Origin of the sequence: Mesorhizobium sp. M0601 (genome assembly GCF_040320845.1) — a bacterium.
Lineage (GTDB): Bacteria > Pseudomonadota > Alphaproteobacteria > Rhizobiales > Rhizobiaceae > Mesorhizobium.
In genome coordinates, this window is record NZ_JAMYQK010000049.1 from 1 (window position 1) to 15,480 (window position 15,480).

18 protein-coding genes are annotated in these 15,480 nt (G+C 60.6%); 7 read left to right on the forward strand and 11 right to left on the reverse strand.

Annotated features, from left to right (window positions below; genetic code table 11):
* Positions 1-187: 187 nt before the first annotated feature.
* The gene (locus tag NKI41_RS28960; protein ID WP_352686126.1) at positions 188-1,021 is read left to right on the forward strand and encodes a hypothetical protein; all 834 of its coding nucleotides are present in this window, start codon (positions 188-190) and stop codon (positions 1,019-1,021) included.
* 119 nt (positions 1,022-1,140) lie between these two features.
* Here the strand turns inward: NKI41_RS28960 and NKI41_RS28965 are convergent, their stop codons facing one another.
* The 3 genes from NKI41_RS28965 to NKI41_RS28975 all read right to left on the reverse strand — a co-directional run bounded on the left by NKI41_RS28965 (position 1,141) and on the right by NKI41_RS28975 (position 4,078).
* Positions 1,141-1,341: a CsbD family protein gene (locus NKI41_RS28965; protein ID WP_023719429.1), complete on the reverse strand. Its 201-nt coding sequence runs from the start codon at positions 1,339-1,341 to the stop codon at positions 1,141-1,143.
* Positions 1,342-1,527: 186 nt separating this feature from the next.
* On the reverse strand, positions 1,528-2,574 hold the full coding sequence (locus NKI41_RS28970; protein WP_352686128.1) for an NAD(P)-dependent alcohol dehydrogenase: 1,047 nt from the start codon (positions 2,572-2,574) through the stop codon (positions 1,528-1,530).
* A 664-nt stretch (positions 2,575-3,238) separates the two neighbouring features.
* Complete coding sequence (locus tag NKI41_RS28975; RefSeq protein WP_352686130.1) at positions 3,239-4,078, reverse strand: succinate dehydrogenase/fumarate reductase transmembrane subunit; 840 nt, start codon at positions 4,076-4,078, stop codon at positions 3,239-3,241.
* A gap of 546 nt (positions 4,079-4,624) precedes the next feature.
* Between NKI41_RS28975 and NKI41_RS28980 the strand changes: the two genes are divergently transcribed.
* From NKI41_RS28980 to fghA, 4 genes are all read left to right on the forward strand, one after another.
* Positions 4,625-4,891, forward strand: a complete 267-nt coding sequence (locus NKI41_RS28980) for an AbrB/MazE/SpoVT family DNA-binding domain-containing protein (protein ID WP_352503269.1) — start codon at positions 4,625-4,627, stop codon at positions 4,889-4,891.
* Complete coding sequence (locus NKI41_RS28985) at positions 4,888-5,091, forward strand: PIN domain-containing protein (protein WP_352686132.1); 204 nt, start codon at positions 4,888-4,890, stop codon at positions 5,089-5,091. Before NKI41_RS28980 ends, NKI41_RS28985 begins: the two co-directional genes overlap by 4 nt.
* A gap of 184 nt (positions 5,092-5,275) precedes the next feature.
* Positions 5,276-5,596, forward strand: a complete 321-nt coding sequence (locus NKI41_RS28990) for a nucleotidyltransferase domain-containing protein (RefSeq protein WP_352686134.1) — start codon at positions 5,276-5,278, stop codon at positions 5,594-5,596.
* A gap of 922 nt (positions 5,597-6,518) precedes the next feature.
* Positions 6,519-7,370, forward strand: coding sequence for an S-formylglutathione hydrolase (fghA, locus tag NKI41_RS28995; RefSeq protein WP_352686136.1), 852 nt, complete (start codon positions 6,519-6,521; stop codon positions 7,368-7,370).
* A gap of 21 nt (positions 7,371-7,391) precedes the next feature.
* Here the strand turns inward: fghA and pqqE are convergent, their stop codons facing one another.
* From pqqE to NKI41_RS29035, 8 genes are all read right to left on the reverse strand, one after another.
* Complete coding sequence (gene pqqE, locus NKI41_RS29000; protein ID WP_352686137.1) at positions 7,392-8,513, reverse strand: pyrroloquinoline quinone biosynthesis protein PqqE; 1,122 nt, start codon at positions 8,511-8,513, stop codon at positions 7,392-7,394.
* The gene (gene pqqD, locus NKI41_RS29005; protein WP_352541868.1) at positions 8,510-8,806 is read right to left on the reverse strand and encodes a pyrroloquinoline quinone biosynthesis peptide chaperone PqqD; all 297 of its coding nucleotides are present in this window, start codon (positions 8,804-8,806) and stop codon (positions 8,510-8,512) included. The genes pqqE and pqqD overlap by 4 nt, the downstream gene beginning before the upstream one ends.
* Positions 8,803-9,561, reverse strand: coding sequence for a pyrroloquinoline-quinone synthase PqqC (gene pqqC / locus NKI41_RS29010; RefSeq protein ID WP_352541869.1), 759 nt, complete (start codon positions 9,559-9,561; stop codon positions 8,803-8,805). Before pqqC ends, pqqD begins: the two co-directional genes overlap by 4 nt.
* A complete protein-coding gene (gene pqqB / locus NKI41_RS29015) occupies positions 9,558-10,496 on the reverse strand; it encodes a pyrroloquinoline quinone biosynthesis protein PqqB (protein WP_352686139.1) in 939 nt (312 codons plus the stop codon). The genes pqqC and pqqB overlap by 4 nt, the downstream gene beginning before the upstream one ends.
* 153 nt (positions 10,497-10,649) lie before the next feature.
* Complete coding sequence (locus NKI41_RS29020) at positions 10,650-10,745, reverse strand: pyrroloquinoline quinone precursor peptide PqqA (protein ID WP_101918690.1); 96 nt, start codon at positions 10,743-10,745, stop codon at positions 10,650-10,652.
* Between the two features lie 215 nt (positions 10,746-10,960).
* Positions 10,961-11,824, reverse strand: a complete 864-nt coding sequence (locus NKI41_RS29025) for a substrate-binding domain-containing protein (protein WP_352686141.1) — start codon at positions 11,822-11,824, stop codon at positions 10,961-10,963.
* 1 nt (position 11,825) lies between these two features.
* Complete coding sequence (locus tag NKI41_RS29030) at positions 11,826-12,350, reverse strand: c-type cytochrome, methanol metabolism-related (RefSeq protein WP_352474919.1); 525 nt, start codon at positions 12,348-12,350, stop codon at positions 11,826-11,828.
* Between the two features lie 155 nt (positions 12,351-12,505).
* Positions 12,506-14,281 (reverse strand): methanol/ethanol family PQQ-dependent dehydrogenase, encoded by a 1,776-nt coding sequence (locus tag NKI41_RS29035; protein ID WP_502895714.1) that lies wholly within the window; start codon positions 14,279-14,281, stop codon positions 12,506-12,508.
* A gap of 180 nt (positions 14,282-14,461) precedes the next feature.
* Here NKI41_RS29035 and NKI41_RS29040 point away from each other — a divergent pair, with 180 nt between their 5' ends.
* The gene (locus tag NKI41_RS29040) at positions 14,462-14,731 is read left to right on the forward strand and encodes a hypothetical protein (protein WP_352686143.1); all 270 of its coding nucleotides are present in this window, start codon (positions 14,462-14,464) and stop codon (positions 14,729-14,731) included.
* Between the two features lie 346 nt (positions 14,732-15,077).
* Positions 15,078-15,431 (forward strand): hypothetical protein, encoded by a 354-nt coding sequence (locus NKI41_RS29045; protein WP_023678826.1) that lies wholly within the window; start codon positions 15,078-15,080, stop codon positions 15,429-15,431.
* Positions 15,432-15,480: the final 49 nt, after the last annotated feature.

A 15,480-nucleotide genomic window follows, 5' to 3' on the forward strand; every position in this document is an offset into this window, starting at 1 on the left:
GCAAGTAGCCCGCATGCTTCCAAAGTGTTGGTTTGCCAAGCTTTCGTCGGGCGCCTCCGGTTTGAATTGCCGTTTCGCGAAACAAACTTCATCGGGCACCAGATCGGACGCGGAGCCGGCTTGAACTTGGCAAAGCGCTCCTCTTCATCGGCCCGGAAGGCATCTCCGCGAAACTCCGGAGCACCGTATGCGCGGCGCCGGCCTGCCTTTCATCGACGCGGGCCATCACCAGTACGACACCCTCAGCGATCTTCGGCTTGCGCGGCTTCTGGGCAAAATTGGCGAAAGTTCCGAGAAGCACGCCGGCAAAGCCGCCCCACGCCGCACCGACCAGGGCCATGCCGGTCATCCCCGCAGGATCAACGTCTTGAGCTCCAAAAGCGCTGAAGCCGGCCAACAGACCAGCGGTGGCGCCAAGTGCGGCACCAGCAACGGCACCCCGCCAGAGAGCGCTCATCTCATCGTCGTAATATCCAGCAACGCTGATCGGTTCATCATTGTCGTTGTAAGATCCGACCACGCTGATTTGCCGGCGGCGAATCCCGGCAGCCTGAAGCCTGGCCACGGCACGTGCTGCCTGGGCATGGGAATTGAACAGTCTGCTGATTGTTTGCATTTACGCCCAGGCCCGACGCCCGTTCGGAGCGTCGGGCCTCTCCTCCCTGGCTTGAACTCTTCCGCCCGGACGCATCTTCGTCGCGCCAAAGCTCACCACAACGTGAGCCAGCCGGCTACGTTCCTCAGCCGGGGCTTCGGTCCAATCCTGGAGTATCTTGCTTGGGACCTAAGTCTGACCTGCTCGGGTGCAACGGGCAGTGAGGCCACGCCGAGAGGGAGCCGTTGCCGAATCGAAGGGGTCGAGGAGAGGGCTAAGGCCCTATCGCAGACCCAAAAAGCTCAAAATGGCGATTACGATCACGATGGCGCCGACCAGCCAGATAATGTTGTTCATGATTGCACTCCTTCGTCTCCGGGCGGGGCGCACGCCGGGGCGAAGCCCGCCACGCAAGTGAAATATTAGATACGGCTAAAGGTTCCTCGCGGGGCCTCGCTGTCGAAAGAGCCCACCGCACCAGTCGGCACGGCGGGCGACGCAAAGTTTCACCCCGGTGGGGGCAGAAGACGGAGTTGCGTCCAGGCTCAGCTGATGCTTCTGGACCAGTTATCAACCTGGCGCTCTGCCTCTTCCTTGGCGATGCCATATCGCTCCTGGATACGCCCCAAGAGCTGGTCCCGGTTGCCCTCGATCCGATCAAGATCATCGTCGGTGAGGTCACCCCACTGCTCTTTCGCCTTGCCTTTGAACTGCGTCCATTTTCCCTTGATTTGATCCCAGTTCATGTGTTCCTCCTTGCTTGCGCGCCAGCTCGCGTTGTTGAAAGCCACCTTTCAGGAGAAACCGCTCAGGCGATAGGCTCGGTTGATGCCAACAAAAACTGGGTTGCCAATGCCCTTGCTACAAGCCCGGAAGCCTACGCAACGCATCGAGGAGATCGGGAGGACAGCCCGGGGGCTTTGGAACTCGCCTTAATCCGGCAACAGGATCTGAAGCTTTACGTCCGCGGGCCGGGCTTCGACTGCGCGGTCGAAGGCGTTGATGGAATCTTCGAAGGGGAAGGTCGCCGAAATGAGTGGGTTTAGGTCGACCCGGCCCGACCCCATCAGCGCGATTGCCCGCTCATATTGGTGGGCATATCGGAACACAGTCTCGATGCGGACTTCCTTGGTCGAGGCGGTGGCGACATCGAATGCGATCGGCGCCACCGGCAGGCCGACCACCACTACCGCGCCACCGGGCCGCGGCAGATCGAGCAGGGTCTCCCATGCCTTGGACGAGCCCGAGCATTCAAACACCACGTCGGCGCCCCAGCCATCGGTCAGGCGCTTTACCTCCGCCGCCAGGTTCCTGTCGCGGACGTTGATCGGGATCACGCCTTGATAGCCGCCGGCGATGTCGAGCTTGGGTTGGGCGAGATCTGCAACAACGGCGCGGGCGCAGCCGCCGGCGAGCGCCGCGATCGCCACCATCGTGCCGATTGGCCCTGCGCCAATCACGACCGCCGTGTCGCCCGGCGCGATCTTTGCTTTGGCAGCCGCCTGCATGCCGACGGCGAAGGGCTCCACCATGGCGCCTTCGGCGAAGCTGACATTGTCGGGCAGTTTGAAAGTGTAGTTGGCGGGGTGGACGACATAGGGCGTCAGCACGCCGTGGATCGGCGGCGTTGCCCAGAACCTGACCGCTGGATCGATGTTGTAGAGGCCGAGCCGGCTCGCCCGCGAATTGAGATCGGGGATACCCGGCTCCATGCAGACGTGGTCGCCGACCTTCAGATGCTCGACGCCTTCCCCCGTTTCGACAACAGTGCCGGCTGCTTCATGGCCCAAGACCATCGGCGCTTCGACCACGAACGGGCCGATGCGGCCATGCGTATAGTAGTGCACGTCGGAGCCGCAGATGCCCACCGTATGGATCTTGATGCGAACTTCGCCCGGGCCGACGGTCTGTGGCAGATCGATGTCACGCAGCTTGAGTTCGTGCTGGCGTTCAAGGACAAGGGCGCGCACGTTCGTCATCGACGTAGTCTCCTCTAAAGCTTATTGTAGGGGCCTTCGTGACCTTACTTGCACTCGGCGCGTTCATCATAGCCGCTCATTCACAGCTTCAAAATCCAGCTCGGAAAACAGGGGTGTTGCCTGATTCCGACTATCCGTACCAACTTCCCGGCCAAAGGACTTTGAAGGCCGGCCATGCCGCTGCCGAATGCCCTCGGCGGAATGAAATAGTCGTTCGCCCCGAGACTCCCCACTCCCCAGCCTCCAAGCCAGAAGACCGGCATCGGCCAGTCATCAACAGGGGTCCAGCAGGTGCGCGACACCCGACGCTACATGCCATGGAACGCTTGCCCGATCCGCTTCTGGTCGATGCGGCCCACCAGGTGAAATGTCCGCTATCGTTTTTTGGGCGCCAGAAGTTTCCGGTTCGCTTCCGGCCCATAATGCTGCCGGGCGGCAATGCGCTCATTAACGTCAATCTCCATTCGAAGCGCTCAGGCCGGAAGCTGCCGTGCGTAAGAGGCCACGTCATTGCCGCCGCGGATAAGTTTGCAGCCGGACAATATTGGCCAGCCGGGCGATCCCGGCATTTGGCGCTTTCTCGGCGAGTCAATACTGAGCCTGCGCTTACGCGCCATCCTGCTCGACAAGACCAACGGCTGGACCCGATCGAGTGCAGACGGGTTCAGTTGGTGCTGGTTGTGGCGGTGAAACCGCACTGCTTCTGTTCCATATCGATCTGCTTCGTGATGCGGACGGCGTTCTGTGCGTAGGCCTCCGTCACGGAGCCACTATTCACAGTCTTGTCCTTCAGCGGGCTCACGCCTGCGCAGAGGTGGAAAACATGCGGCTCGCTGGACTTCGCGGCTCCGTTTTCGGGCGCGATCCAGTAGACGACATCCTGACCGGCGGGGTGGCTCGCGTCCCGCGTCGCCGCCGCCACGGCGGCGGTGTCCGTTGCAATCGCCTGCGCCTGAGCGGCGACATCGGGCGAACAGGCCGTGGTGGGCTGCCCCGACTTGATCTGGGCTGCGCATGCGTTCATATCCTGGGTGTACTGTTCGACCGACGGGGGTTTGAAACTGATCCCCATGACCGTCGCGAGCACGGCCAACGCAGCGCCGACGCCGCCGGCAACCTTCTTGGTCCGCGGATCCATGTTTTTGTCGGTGAGGATCAGGAAAACCAGCGGGAGGAAGGCAATCAGCGTGATGATTGCGCCGAGCTGGTTTTGGAAGAAGAACCTGGCCGCGTCGGATGCACGAGCCGGATCGTGCCTGTTGGCCGCCTTCCATAGCAAGTTGCCGGCGATTGCGAAAATCGCGATGCCGACCAGAAGGCCGATGACCAGCGGCAGGTGTCCCTGGTCGAACTTGTTCTGGCGAAGCAGCATAATTCCGTAGATCTCGCCGCCAATGGCGACGACCCACGAGAGTGCGGCGAAAAGGCGAAGACGTGTGGCGGAGGACTTCTGGCCCTGCGTCGCTTGCCAATCCTTGGTAACGTCTGGCTTGTTGTCGGTCATTGACCAGATCCCCTGATATCGACACTTCTGCCGGCGGCGTTAGACCAGAAGGCCAACCCGCCCTGCGCAGCGTCATTGAACGAGCGTCACCTGCCTCAGCGACACGGCGAAAATGTGAGCGCCACGGCAGGCCTCATCTCCATTCATAATTCATATTGCGCATGAGTGAATCCGTCCATACCCACGCAGGCAGACGCCTATGCGGCGATGGCTTGTTCTTGTTGATCTCTGGTTAATCGAACTTGACGCTGTCTTCCCTCGCTTCCCGGCGGCGGTCGCGCCATTCCCGACACCAGCCGAAGCGAATTGACGAGCCATTTTGAACGAGACAGCTCTAACGAGACAACATTGCGGCAAGATCGACGCGGATAGCGGCCGCGGTGTTGGCTTGCATGCTGGCCTCCAGGTGATGTTTGGCGACTTCACTCTGGCAGAGCGCTGGTCGCGAGTCAGTCGCCGCATGGACGCCAAGCTTGGCCCCGACCATCTGCATTGATAATAATGCAGATTTGCATTGTCTTGTCGCGATGAACAGGAATGTTTAACATGACAACGTTGACAGTGACGACAAGGGGACAGGTGACGTTCCGCAAGGACGTGCTGCAACATCTGGGCATCAAACCGGGCGAGAAAATCGAGCTTGATCTGCTGCCCGACGGTCGGGCGGAATTGAGGGCTGCACGGGCGAAGGGGTCGTTCCGGGACCTCCACGGCTTCCTCAGAGGCAAGACGAACGGCCGGGTGCTCAGCATCGAGGAGATCAACGAGGCAATGGCGGAAGCGGGCGCTGTGGCCGGGTCCGGCGAGGAATGAGGGTTACGCCCGACACGAATGTGCTGCTGCGCGCCTATGTCGTCGATGATGAGGGGCAGGCGGCCATTGCCGTGGACCTGCTGGCCAAATCGGACGTCGTGGCCGTGAGCGTGAAGGCCTTGTGCGAGTTCCCAGGGCTCTGGCCCGGCGGTACCAGACAGAGCGCGAAAATATTGCCGCGGCGATCCGGGCGTTGCTGAACACCGCGAGTGGTTGTCGTCAACCAGCCGGCAGTTGAGGCAGGGCTGTCAGTCCTCGATGCCGGCGGCGATTTCGCGGACGGCGTGATCGCTTTTGACGGCGGCTGGCTTGGCAGGGATAGGCAGGTAGCCGTACAGCTTGCGGAGTTGCGACAATCTCGGACCAAAGGCAACAGGCGAAAAGATGAACAAAATTGATACTTTGATCCACCGAAGAGCTGACGATCGCCGGAAGACCGCGCAAGCCTGTGTAGCGCGTATTCTCCGGAACGCCAAAGCCCGCGGCGTCGATATCTCTGTTGTCGGATCCCTCGCGAAAAACCGTTTCCGCGTCCATTCGGACGTAGATCTGCTGGTGCACGGACGCACAGATCCCGCGCGCCGGGCCATGATAGAGCGCTTGGTGGCAGACCAGCTTCGGGGAACGAACATTCCTTATGACCTGATCTTTGCCTCAGACGTTTCGTCCGAACGAGTGCAGGAATTGCTTAATGACAGCGTTTAAGCATCCGGCATTCGCAAAACTGTCGCCAAAAATCGACTGCGCTGCGAAGGAACTGCAGCAAATCTAGGAATATCTGGCGGCTCATCGGAGTGAGCTGTCATACGGCGAATGGGGCGCGGTCGCAGCAGTTTCGCTGGGAGTCCACAATGTCTACAACGGCATCGAGGACACGCACGACAGTGATGGCGGCGGCGACGGCTCAGGAGGCCGGGCATCAGGTGGTCGCTGAACCAATGGCTCAGTTGTGCGCGCCGGAAGAGACTCTGCGGGCGTTGACCCCTGAGAATTGTCGGCTGATGGCGCTGATCCATCGGTATCGACCGCAAAGCATCACGGAACTGTGCAGATTGGCGGCGCGTCCGCAGCCGAACGTAACTCCTTGGCGGCCCTTGAGCGGGCGGGAATTGTCTCAATGGCGGGCTCCAGGCCGAAGAGACCCGAATTCGCCGTGCAACGAGTCACGATCGACCTCGCTGAGCTTCCAGAATGGCCGATGCGAGGTCGAGATTCGTGGAGACAAATTGCCGGACCATCATCTTTGCTGCGCGATGGGTGATAGGGGCAAAAGTCGATCAGTGGGTTGCGAAACCGCCGCTGACCAGGTTTGGCAAGTACTGGACGTGAAGCCGCATTTGCGCAGGGCTCGGCGTCCCGGAAGCATCGCCGATGCCTGCGGTGTGACTGCGTCCTTGTTATAGCCGGCATCGCCAACAATCGCCCAGCCTGACCCGTATGGCTTGCTGGCAATGCTGCGCCAGCGAGTGGCCTCTCGCGCCTTGCTGCGCCAAGACGGTCGGCGAAGGCAGGCCATCCCGGCTCCGATCAAGAGCCCCGCGCGCCAGCCGGCCCACCAAGGTTGCCGCGATCACCCTTGATGTCGTAGACCCTACGGTCGGCGGTTAAAATTGGTGGAGAAGAATATATGCCAGAGCACCCGAAACTCGTCTCGACTGCCAAGTCGCATGGCGGCGCCCAGCATGTTTACTCTCATCTTTCGACGAGCTGCTCGTGCGAAATGACGTTTGCCCTTTTCGTGCCTCCGCAGGCACGGGAAAGCCGTTGCCCCGTGGTGTGGTACCTCTCCGGACTCACCTGCACCCATGCGAATGTAATGGAAAAAGGCGAATACAGACGTATTGCCGCCGAACTTGGCGTGATCGTTGTCTGTCCCGACACCAGCCCGCGTGGTGCCGACATTCCGGATGAAAAGGACAATTGGCAGTTCGGCAGCGGCGCCGGTTTCTACCTCGACGCGACGCAAGAGCCGTATGCCAAGAACTATCGCATGTATTCCTATATCGTCGAGGAGCTGCCAGCCGTGATCGGGCGCGAATTTCCCGCCGATATGGCGCGCCAGTCGATCTTCGGCCATTCAATGGGCGGGCATGGTGCGCTGACGATCGCACTGAACAATCCCGGGCGTTTCAGAAGTTGCTCGGCCTTTGCGCCGATCGTGCAGCCAAGCACAGCCGGCTGGTCGAAGCCGGCTTTCGAAAAATATCTCGGCCTGGATGAGGCCTCGTGGCGGCGCTACGATGCCACTTCGCTCATCGAGGATGGATACCGTTTCCCGGAATTCCTGGTCGATCAGGGAACGTCAGACGGTTTCCTCCAGGAGGGCCTCAGGCCTTGGCTGCTCGAAGACGCCTGCTCCAAGGCAGGCATTCCGTTGAAATTGCGGATGCAGGACGAATACGATCACTCCTATTTTTTCATTTCGACATTCATGCATGACCATATGACGTGGCATGCCGAACGGCTTTCACGAGGGTAGGCCGTAGGAATAGGTCGGCAGTCAGGCGGGCTCGGTGACGACGCCGATGCGCCGGTAGACGAATGGTTCGTCCTTCGAAGGAACCGTCGCAGCGCGCTGGGCCTCATCGATCAGCATTGCCATGCGCGCATGGATCGGCGATTTCGCGCAAGCCGGGTCCGTCGCGGCGGCATCGCCGGCGATTGCCATCGCCTGGCAGCGACAGCCGCCCCAGTCGATCTCGCGCCGCTCACAGTTGCGGCAGGGCTCCTGCATCCAGTCCGTGCCTCGAAAGGCATTAAATGCAGGGGAATCGGTCCAGATCGCGGCCAGGCTGCGTGATCCAAAACGCTCGAAGCCGAGCGACCGTATGGTCTGGGCGGCATGGCATGGCAGTACGGTGCCGTCTGGCGTCACCATGAAGGCGTCGCGCGCCCAGCCCCCCATGCACGGCTTGGGATAGATGGCGAAATAATCCGGCGTGACGAAATCGATGTTCATGATGCCGGTGAGCCGTTCGCGCGCCGCCGCGACGATCTCCGCCTGGCGGTCGACGGCAGCACGCTCGGGCATCAGTTGATCGCGATTGGTCAGCGCCCAGCCGGCGTACTGCACGTTGGCGATCTCGAGACGCTCCGCACCCAGCGAAAGGGCCAGATCGATGAATTCCGGTACCTCCTCGATATTGTGGCGATGGATCGGCGCGTTGATGGTAAGCGGCAAGCCGGCCGCGCGAGCGCGGCGTGCCGTTTCCAGCTTCTTTTCGTGGCTGCCCCTGTGATTGCCGATGCGCTCGGTGGTCGCCGGCCGTGCGCCTTGAAAGCTCAGTTGCAGATGGTCGAGCCCGGCTTCGGCAAATGCCTCGATGCGGCCATCCGCAATGCCGACCCCGGCGGTGATCAGGTTGGTGTAGACGCCGCGCGCCGAAAGCCCGGCGATCAATTGCTCGAGATCGCGACGCAGCGTCGGTTCACCGCCGGACAGATGCACCTGGAGAACGCCAAGGTCGGCCGCCTGCGAGAACAAGTCGAGCCAGCTCTGCGTGTCGAGTTCGCGATTGGCCCTCAGCAATTCGAGCGGATTGGAGCAATAGGGGCATTGCAGCGGGCAGCGATGCGTCAGTTCCGCCAGCATGCCGATCGGGGGGAGAGGGGGCTCGCTCATAGCTTCACCAGCAGCTTGTCCGACCATTCCTGCAGGAAGGCGACGACATCGGCCGCCACAGCCTCCCGTTCGGCATCATAATCTGCGGCAAGGCCGGCAATGATGTCACCGACCGTGGACCGTCCGTCGCAGCGGCGCAATATGTCGAGGCTGATGTCGTTTGGCCAGAACACCTTTTCGGGCGAAAGCACGGCGAACGCCTGGCGCACGGGGTCATGCTGTATGCGCACGTGCTTCGGCAGCGATGGAACCGACTGCAGCGACACCATGGCTCTTTCGCGCAGTGCCATCATTGGGCTGCCTCGGGACGGAAGGCGCCGGGCGGGATATTGCCCGGCTCGCCATAGGCGTGTTGAAGCGCGTCGAGCATGGCCCAGAGTATATCGCATTTGAACACCAGTGCATCGATCGCCTGCTGCTGGCGTTCCGCCGCGTCGGCATGTTCGAGCACATAGGCGAGGGCGAAGTCGGCGTCGCGCGAGGCCTGTTCGGGGCGTCGGGTGAAATAGGCCAGCGTGTCCTCGGTGATATAATCGTATTTGGCCAGCATCGCGGGTACCCGCTCGCCGATGATGAGCGGCGAGAACATCTCGGTCAGCGACGACGCGACCGCCTCCAGCAGGGTCCGGCTCGTGCAAAAGGAGAGGTAAGCGCCAACCGCAAAACGTGTCGCCGGCAGGGCCAGCCTCTCGCTCTTCACCGCGTCGGTATCGAGACCGAGCGAGGTCGCCAGGTGCAACCAGCGCGCAATACCGCCGCTCCAGCCGTCCTCGCCGTCATGATCCTCGATGCGTTTGCGCCAGGCGGCGCGAAACGCCGGATCCTCGGCATGCGCGAGGATCATGGCGTCCTTGCGCGGAATGACCGCCTGATAGCAATAGCGGTTCAGCGCCCAGGCCTGCATCTCGGTCCTCGACAGCGCACCGCTGGTCATCCTGTGATGGAAAGGATGGCGGTTGTGATAGCGCTCGGCACCGACCTGCCGCAGCACTGCTTCGAGCTCGCTTGAGGACAGGCCGTTGCTGGCCGCGTCGTGGAAATCACTCAAAGTTCTATCTCCATCCCGTCGCAGGCCACTTCCCAGCCAGCCGCTTCGACGGCTGCATGCTCGGCAGAATTCTCGTCCAGAACAGGATTGGTGTTGTTGATGTGGACGAAGACACGGCGGCCGATCCTCACATCGGCCAAGCCGGCGATCGACCCCGCGTCTCCCGACATTGCCAGATGCCCCATGCGTGCACCGGTCTTTTGGCCGACGCCGGCAGCAAACATCTCGTCGTCGGTGAAGACCGTGCCGTCGAACAGAAGGCATGCGGCATCGGCCAGACGCGTGCGCAGGGTCGCATCGATGCGGGCGCAGCCGGGGATGTAGAAGCCGGAGCCGCGACTGCCGGCACCGGCGATACGGACGCCAATCGTGTCGCCGGCATCGGAGCTGAAATTGGCATCCGGCTGGCCTCTTTCTTCGAGATAGAGGGCTATCTTCCCGGGCACGGGAAAACTCTCGACAGCCACCCCGGTGTCGTGGCCGTCTGCGTCGCAGATCGACAGCTCTTGCGCCGGCGGCAAGATGCGTCGCGGCACGAGCGCCGGATCGAGGACATTGAAAATCGAATTCGCCTCCAGCGTCGCCAGAACCTGTGTCGTTGCATAGATAGCGAAAGGCTGCCGCTCACGCAGGCTGAGCAGGCCGGCGACATGATCGACATCGGCATTGGTCAGCACCACCGCGCGAATAGGCGTCGAGCGCAGCGGCGCATCGTGCGCGGGCTGCAATTCAGGCGTTGCCGCGATCTGCTGGCGAATGTCGGGCGAGGCGTTGAACAGAACCCAGCCGAGGCCATCCGCCGACGCGGCGACACTCGATTGGCTTCGTGAATGCACACCAGCTACCCCGGTGCGAGCCGCACGGCTCAGACGATAATTGCAGTTCCATTGCGGAAAGCCGCCGCCGGCCGCCGATCCGATGATTCTCAAGCGCATGAAAACGCCCGCCCCGCGGCTTCTCTGACCAGCAGCCAATTTGCAGCCGCAAAAAACGGCCCGCCCGCTTTGCGCGCCTCAAACTCTTTCACGAAAATCCCATACGGCAAGGGGATGCGTGCCCCTGTTGCCAGGGACACGCACCTCTGCGGCCTACTTCTTGGGAGTAATTTCAGCAGGCAGATAGCGCGAAATTTCAAAGCCCGCAGCAACCTGGCACATGGTCGGTTTTGTCCAGCTCTTCTTCATAACATTTCTCCTCTTCTACCAGCCCGAAGGGGCCGATCGGTGGTTAGCCAACCATTGCAGGGCACCGAAGCAATGGCTCGTCCATCACGTTCTCAAAATGGACAAATGAACGCAAGGTTTCGAAAGACCGAAAAACAAAAAAGTATCGAAAGTAGCTGTAGTCTTCTCTTCAATTGTTCATCGCGTAGGTTTTTCCTCCTCCTGACCCATCCCAACTATTGCGTAATCGGATTGTCGTGCTCGTCGATCAGCGGCACATTGTAACCCAGCAGGAGCTTGGTGATCTCCGCCTGGTTTTCCCTGATCACCCGGTTGAGCGTCCGTTTCCATTCCTGGTCGGACGGGCGTACGCCCATGGTGATGCGATAAGACATGCGCGAGCCGGTTTTTTCCTTCAACAGCGGAACAATGGTGACATCGGCTCCGAGTTCCTTGGCATAGTAACCTGCCATCGGCCCCCACAGGACCGCCGCGTCGATCTTGCCGGCGAGCATGTCCTTGATCATGACCTCCCCCATGGAAGGGGTGACGCGCGTATCCACCGCCAGCGGGTAGATCTTGGCGGTCCGCAGAAGCTTGTTGGCGGCCATGTTGGCGGTTGGCGGCGTGCTTTCGACGACGCCGATTCTCTTGCCGGAAAGTTTCGGGTCTTCGATCGTCTCGATGCCTTCCATGCCGTTGCCTTTGGGGTATACGAGCACATAGGCGGAGCGGTAGTAGGCGTTGGTGTTCTGCACCAGTTCATCGCCTTGGGCGTAGCCCATGATGATGTCGCATCGATTGGCCCCCAGCGTATTGCGCACAAAGCCGGTGACAGTGGGAAACCACGTGTAAGCGACTGATTTCCGCCCCGTCTTCTTGGCAACCAGTTCAGCCAGCTTGTTTTCGAAGCCTTGGCCGTTCTTGTCGGTAAAGGGCATGTTCGAGGGATCGGCGCAGACACGCAGAATGTCGGGATCGACCAGTTCGCCCGCAGCGCCAAGCCCGGCATTTTGCGCCAGAACATTCGACGGCAGCAAGGCGAGCGCGCCGAGGGTCGGCAGAACGACACGCAGCTTCGATGCAGTGCAGCCGGTCATATCATCCACCCATGCAGGATGCTTCGGCATCCTTGGCTGCCTGAGCCTTGTTTTCGTGCTTGGGCGGCCTGCCGCGGGGTGCCGCGCCATCGGCGCGCGCGCGCAGATAGACGTAGAGATCGTCCAGGTAACAATAGACGTTCTTGTTGTCGCCAAAGGCGGGCATGACGTTCTCCTTGCCGCCGCCGACATTCTTGCGGCCCTCGGCGACGATCGACAGGAACGTGGCGTAATCCATGGTCTTCAGGCTATTAGCCAGGGCAGGCGCATAGCTCGAACCTGTGGCGTCCTGTCCGTGACAGACATGGCAATCTGAGTGATACCGGCGGTACCCGCTGAAGGTGTACCAATCGACGGTTCCGTTTTCGATCTTGTAGGTCGGATTTCCGTCCGCATCTAAATATTTGCCTCCTTCTTGCTTCACCGCCTTCGCTTTCTCCATGCTGTCTTCGGCCCGTACCAGACTTGAGCTGGCCAGAGGCAGCAGGACCAGGGCGAGAGCGGAAACTGCAATGCGAACGATCATTCAGGCTCTTCCTTCGTTTGCCAGAAACCCTGGCTGCCGTCGTGCAGCGGCATTGATCGGAGTGGGGTGCGCGGCGCAATCGAGAGCCCGGTTCCCGGCTTCGGGGTGACCCGGGCTCTCGTTATCGAACCTAGCCGTAAGGCTCTTCCCGGTTATCAGTCCGGGAGGCCGAAGACGGTGAGCTGGCCGCCCAGCGTCGTATAGTCGGCAAGTGCCGCATAACCGCCGACGGCACCCAGACCGGCGGTTCCAACGACCGCGGCCTGATCGCCCTGCGCACGGCCTTGATCAACGGCGCCATGCCAGGCGGCGGCGTTGTCGGGCGAAAGCAGCCCACCTGCCAGACCGATACCGGCCCATCCACCGACGCCGGACAGAACGGCGACGTACTGCTTGCCGTCATGCTCGTAGGTCGTGATGTTGCCGATGATGCCGGACGGGGTCTTGAACTTGTAGAGTTCCTTGCCGTCCTTATCGACCGCCTTGATGTAGCCTTCGAGGGTACCGTAGAAGACGACGTCGCCATCTGTCGCCAATGCGCCCGACCACACCGAGAACTGCTCGGGCTTCGACCAGACGATCTCACCCTTGGCTGCATCCCAGGCAATGAAGTTGCCCATGTTACCGTCACCGCCGGGCGCCGCATACATCGACACGGTGGCGCCCACATAGGGCTGACCGGCGGTGTAGCTCACTTTGTAAGGCTCATAGTCCATGCAGACATGGTTGGTCGGCACGTAGAACAACCCGGTCTTCGGCGAGTAGGCGGCCGGCTGCTGGTCCTTGGTTCCAAGCGCGGCCGGGCAGATACCGGTCGAGTTGTTGTCTTCGCCGTTCTGCTGGGTCGAATACTTGGCCACGACCTGCGGGCGGCCATACTGGTCGCTCTTGGGATCCATGTTGACTTCCGTCGCCCAGTTCACTGCCGGATCGTATTTCTTGGCGACGAGAAGTTCGCCGGTGGCGCGATCCATTGTGTAGGCAAAGCCGTTGCGGTCGAAATGCACCAGCACGTCGTGCTTGGCGCCGTTGACCTCCATGCCATCGACGAGAATCATCTCGTTGATGCCGTCATAGTCCCACTCATCATGCGGGGTCATTTGGTAGAGCCATTTGGCAACACCGGTATCCGCATCGCGAGCCATGATTGTCATGGACCAGCGATTGTCGCCGGGGCGCTGGACCGGGTTCCAGGTCGAGGGATTGCCGGTGCCGTAATAGACCAGGTTCAGCTTGGGATCATAGGAATACCATCCCCATGTCGTGCCGCCGCCCGTCTTCCACTGTTCGCCTTCCCAGGTGTTCGTGCCGGAATCCTTTCCGACAGGCTTGCCGAGATGGGTGGTCTTCTCGGGATCGAGAAGGGTGTCTGCGTCAGGACCTTCCGAATAGGCTTTCCAGGCGAGCTTGCCGTCTTTCAGATTGTAGGCGGCCAGCCAGCCGCGAACACCGAATTCAGCACCGGAGACGCCCACGAGCACCTTGTCCTTGATGACTACGGGTGCCGACGTGCCGGATTCGCCCTTTCCGCCGTCGGTCTGGTCTCCGTTCTTGACAGACCAGACGACCTTGCCGGTCTTGGCATCGAGCGCGACGACGGTGGTGTCGGCCTGGTTGAGAATGATCTTGCCGTCGCCATAGGCAACACCGCGATTGACCGTGTCGCAGCACATGATCGGAATGACGTTCGTGTCCTGCTTGGGCTCGTATTTCCACAGGATCTTGCCGTCATTCTTGAGGTCCAGAGCATAGACGTTGTTTGGGAAAGGCGTGTGGACATACATCACGTCGCCGATGACCAGCGGCCCGCCTTCGTGACCGCGCAGCACGCCGGTGGAAAAGCTCCATTTGACCTGCAGGTTCTTCACATTGTCGGCAGTGATCTGGTTGAGTTTGGAATAGCGGGTGTTGGCGTAGTCACCCGTCTGCATCGCCCAGTTTTTCGCATCCGATGCGAGCTTTGCAAGGTCTTCATTGGCCGAAGCCGTATAGGCAGCGCCGAGCGATAAAAACGCCGCGGTCGTCAGAATGTAAGTAGTTTTCGCAAGTACACGCATCCAAAATCCTCCCGGGTTCGCAGTGAAGAATCGACCGTCAAGCCCCACAAGGGCTTGCCCAAGCAATTCATGTTGGGAAGTTATTTTCCGGCAGCTGTCACGACCTACCCCGAAGCAGAGGGCACCGTTACCGCCCGCCCCCCTTGGTCTTCGAAAGACTGCCGCCGCTCCCTGATGACGGTGGCGCTCTTGAAGCCGGAAACAGGAAAAAGCTATGTCATCGTAAAAGGCCAGGCAAGCAAAAACCTACAATGGGTCGCTGCGCCGCAATATCGATATGGTGCAATGCAATATTTAGAAACAATTGAAATAAGAGCCGCGTGAAAAACTAATAAGAGGATGACCGCCAGCCGCGAGATATATAGCAAACATATTGTTCCCGTATTCTCGAGGTGATACACATTTGACTTTATTTCGGTATATTCTGCGGTGCACCTCCGAGTAAGTATGCGTGCTTATCGCTCGCTGCCGATAGTGAGCGAAGCATGAAATGAACGCATGAAGGAGGGTGCGCAGCGGGTCATGAAGCGGGCTCTTGTCGGTCGATAGGGCATTCCTCCTTTGGTCCTATACGCAGGCCATGGGAGCTTGACTGGCTTTGCGGCACGTCGCCAATTGGAGCTATGATCCCGTCTGGATGCATGGTGTCCAGGCCAACTGGAGGTTCCTCATGATAAGGTCTGTTGGATCTCTCACCTTGCCGGTGGCCTTTGCGGCGACGCTGGCCTTTGCCAACTTGGCCAACGCCGCGGGAGACTACCCGACGGCAACGATTGCCGACTACGTGCTCGGCTGCATGCAAACAAATGGCCAGACACGTCAGGCGCTTGAAAGCTGTTCCTGCTCGATCGATGTTATCGCCTCGATCCTTCCTTACGATCACTATGAGAGGGCGGAGACCTTCAAAAGCATGTCGCTGACGACAGGGGAGGCCGCAGGGTTGTTTCGCGAAAGCGCGCCAGCGAAGGCGGCGCGCACGGAACTGAAACGCGCGCAGGCTGAAGCCGACGTACGTTGCTTTTAGTCAGGCGGAACAGGCACGCGTGGCCGTGCGCCTCACAGTCCCGCCGTTT

Bases quoted from the DNA above. Each gene is read 5' to 3' on its own strand.
- NKI41_RS29025 (WP_352686141.1), bottom strand. From the start codon at position 11,824: ATGACCGGCTGCACTGCATCGAAGCTGCGTGTCGTTCTGCCGACCCTC.
- NKI41_RS28990 (WP_352686134.1), top strand. From the start codon at position 5,276: ATGAACAAAATTGATACTTTGATCCACCGAAGAGCTGACGATCGCCGG.
- NKI41_RS29045 (WP_023678826.1), top strand. From the start codon at position 15,078: ATGATAAGGTCTGTTGGATCTCTCACCTTGCCGGTGGCCTTTGCGGCG.
- pqqD (WP_352541868.1), bottom strand. From the start codon at position 8,806: ATGATGGCACTGCGCGAAAGAGCCATGGTGTCGCTGCAGTCGGTTCCA.
- pqqB (WP_352686139.1), bottom strand. From the start codon at position 10,496: ATGCGCTTGAGAATCATCGGATCGGCGGCCGGCGGCGGCTTTCCGCAA.
- fghA (WP_352686136.1), top strand. From the start codon at position 6,519: ATGCCAGAGCACCCGAAACTCGTCTCGACTGCCAAGTCGCATGGCGGC.
- NKI41_RS28975 (WP_352686130.1), bottom strand. From the start codon at position 4,078: ATGACCGACAACAAGCCAGACGTTACCAAGGATTGGCAAGCGACGCAG.
- NKI41_RS29030 (WP_352474919.1), bottom strand. From the start codon at position 12,350: ATGATCGTTCGCATTGCAGTTTCCGCTCTCGCCCTGGTCCTGCTGCCT.
- NKI41_RS29035 (WP_502895714.1), bottom strand. From the start codon at position 14,281: ATGCAGACGGGTGACTACGCCAACACCCGCTATTCCAAACTCAACCAG.
- NKI41_RS29020 (WP_101918690.1), bottom strand. From the start codon at position 10,745: ATGAAGAAGAGCTGGACAAAACCGACCATGTGCCAGGTTGCTGCGGGC.
- NKI41_RS28970 (WP_352686128.1), bottom strand. From the start codon at position 2,574: ATGACGAACGTGCGCGCCCTTGTCCTTGAACGCCAGCACGAACTCAAG.
- NKI41_RS28985 (WP_352686132.1), top strand. From the start codon at position 4,888: ATGAGGGTTACGCCCGACACGAATGTGCTGCTGCGCGCCTATGTCGTC.
- NKI41_RS28980 (WP_352503269.1), top strand. From the start codon at position 4,625: ATGACAACGTTGACAGTGACGACAAGGGGACAGGTGACGTTCCGCAAG.
- NKI41_RS28960 (WP_352686126.1), top strand. From the start codon at position 188: ATGCGCGGCGCCGGCCTGCCTTTCATCGACGCGGGCCATCACCAGTAC.
- pqqE (WP_352686137.1), bottom strand. From the start codon at position 8,513: ATGAGCGAGCCCCCTCTCCCCCCGATCGGCATGCTGGCGGAACTGACG.
- NKI41_RS28965 (WP_023719429.1), bottom strand. From the start codon at position 1,341: ATGAACTGGGATCAAATCAAGGGAAAATGGACGCAGTTCAAAGGCAAG.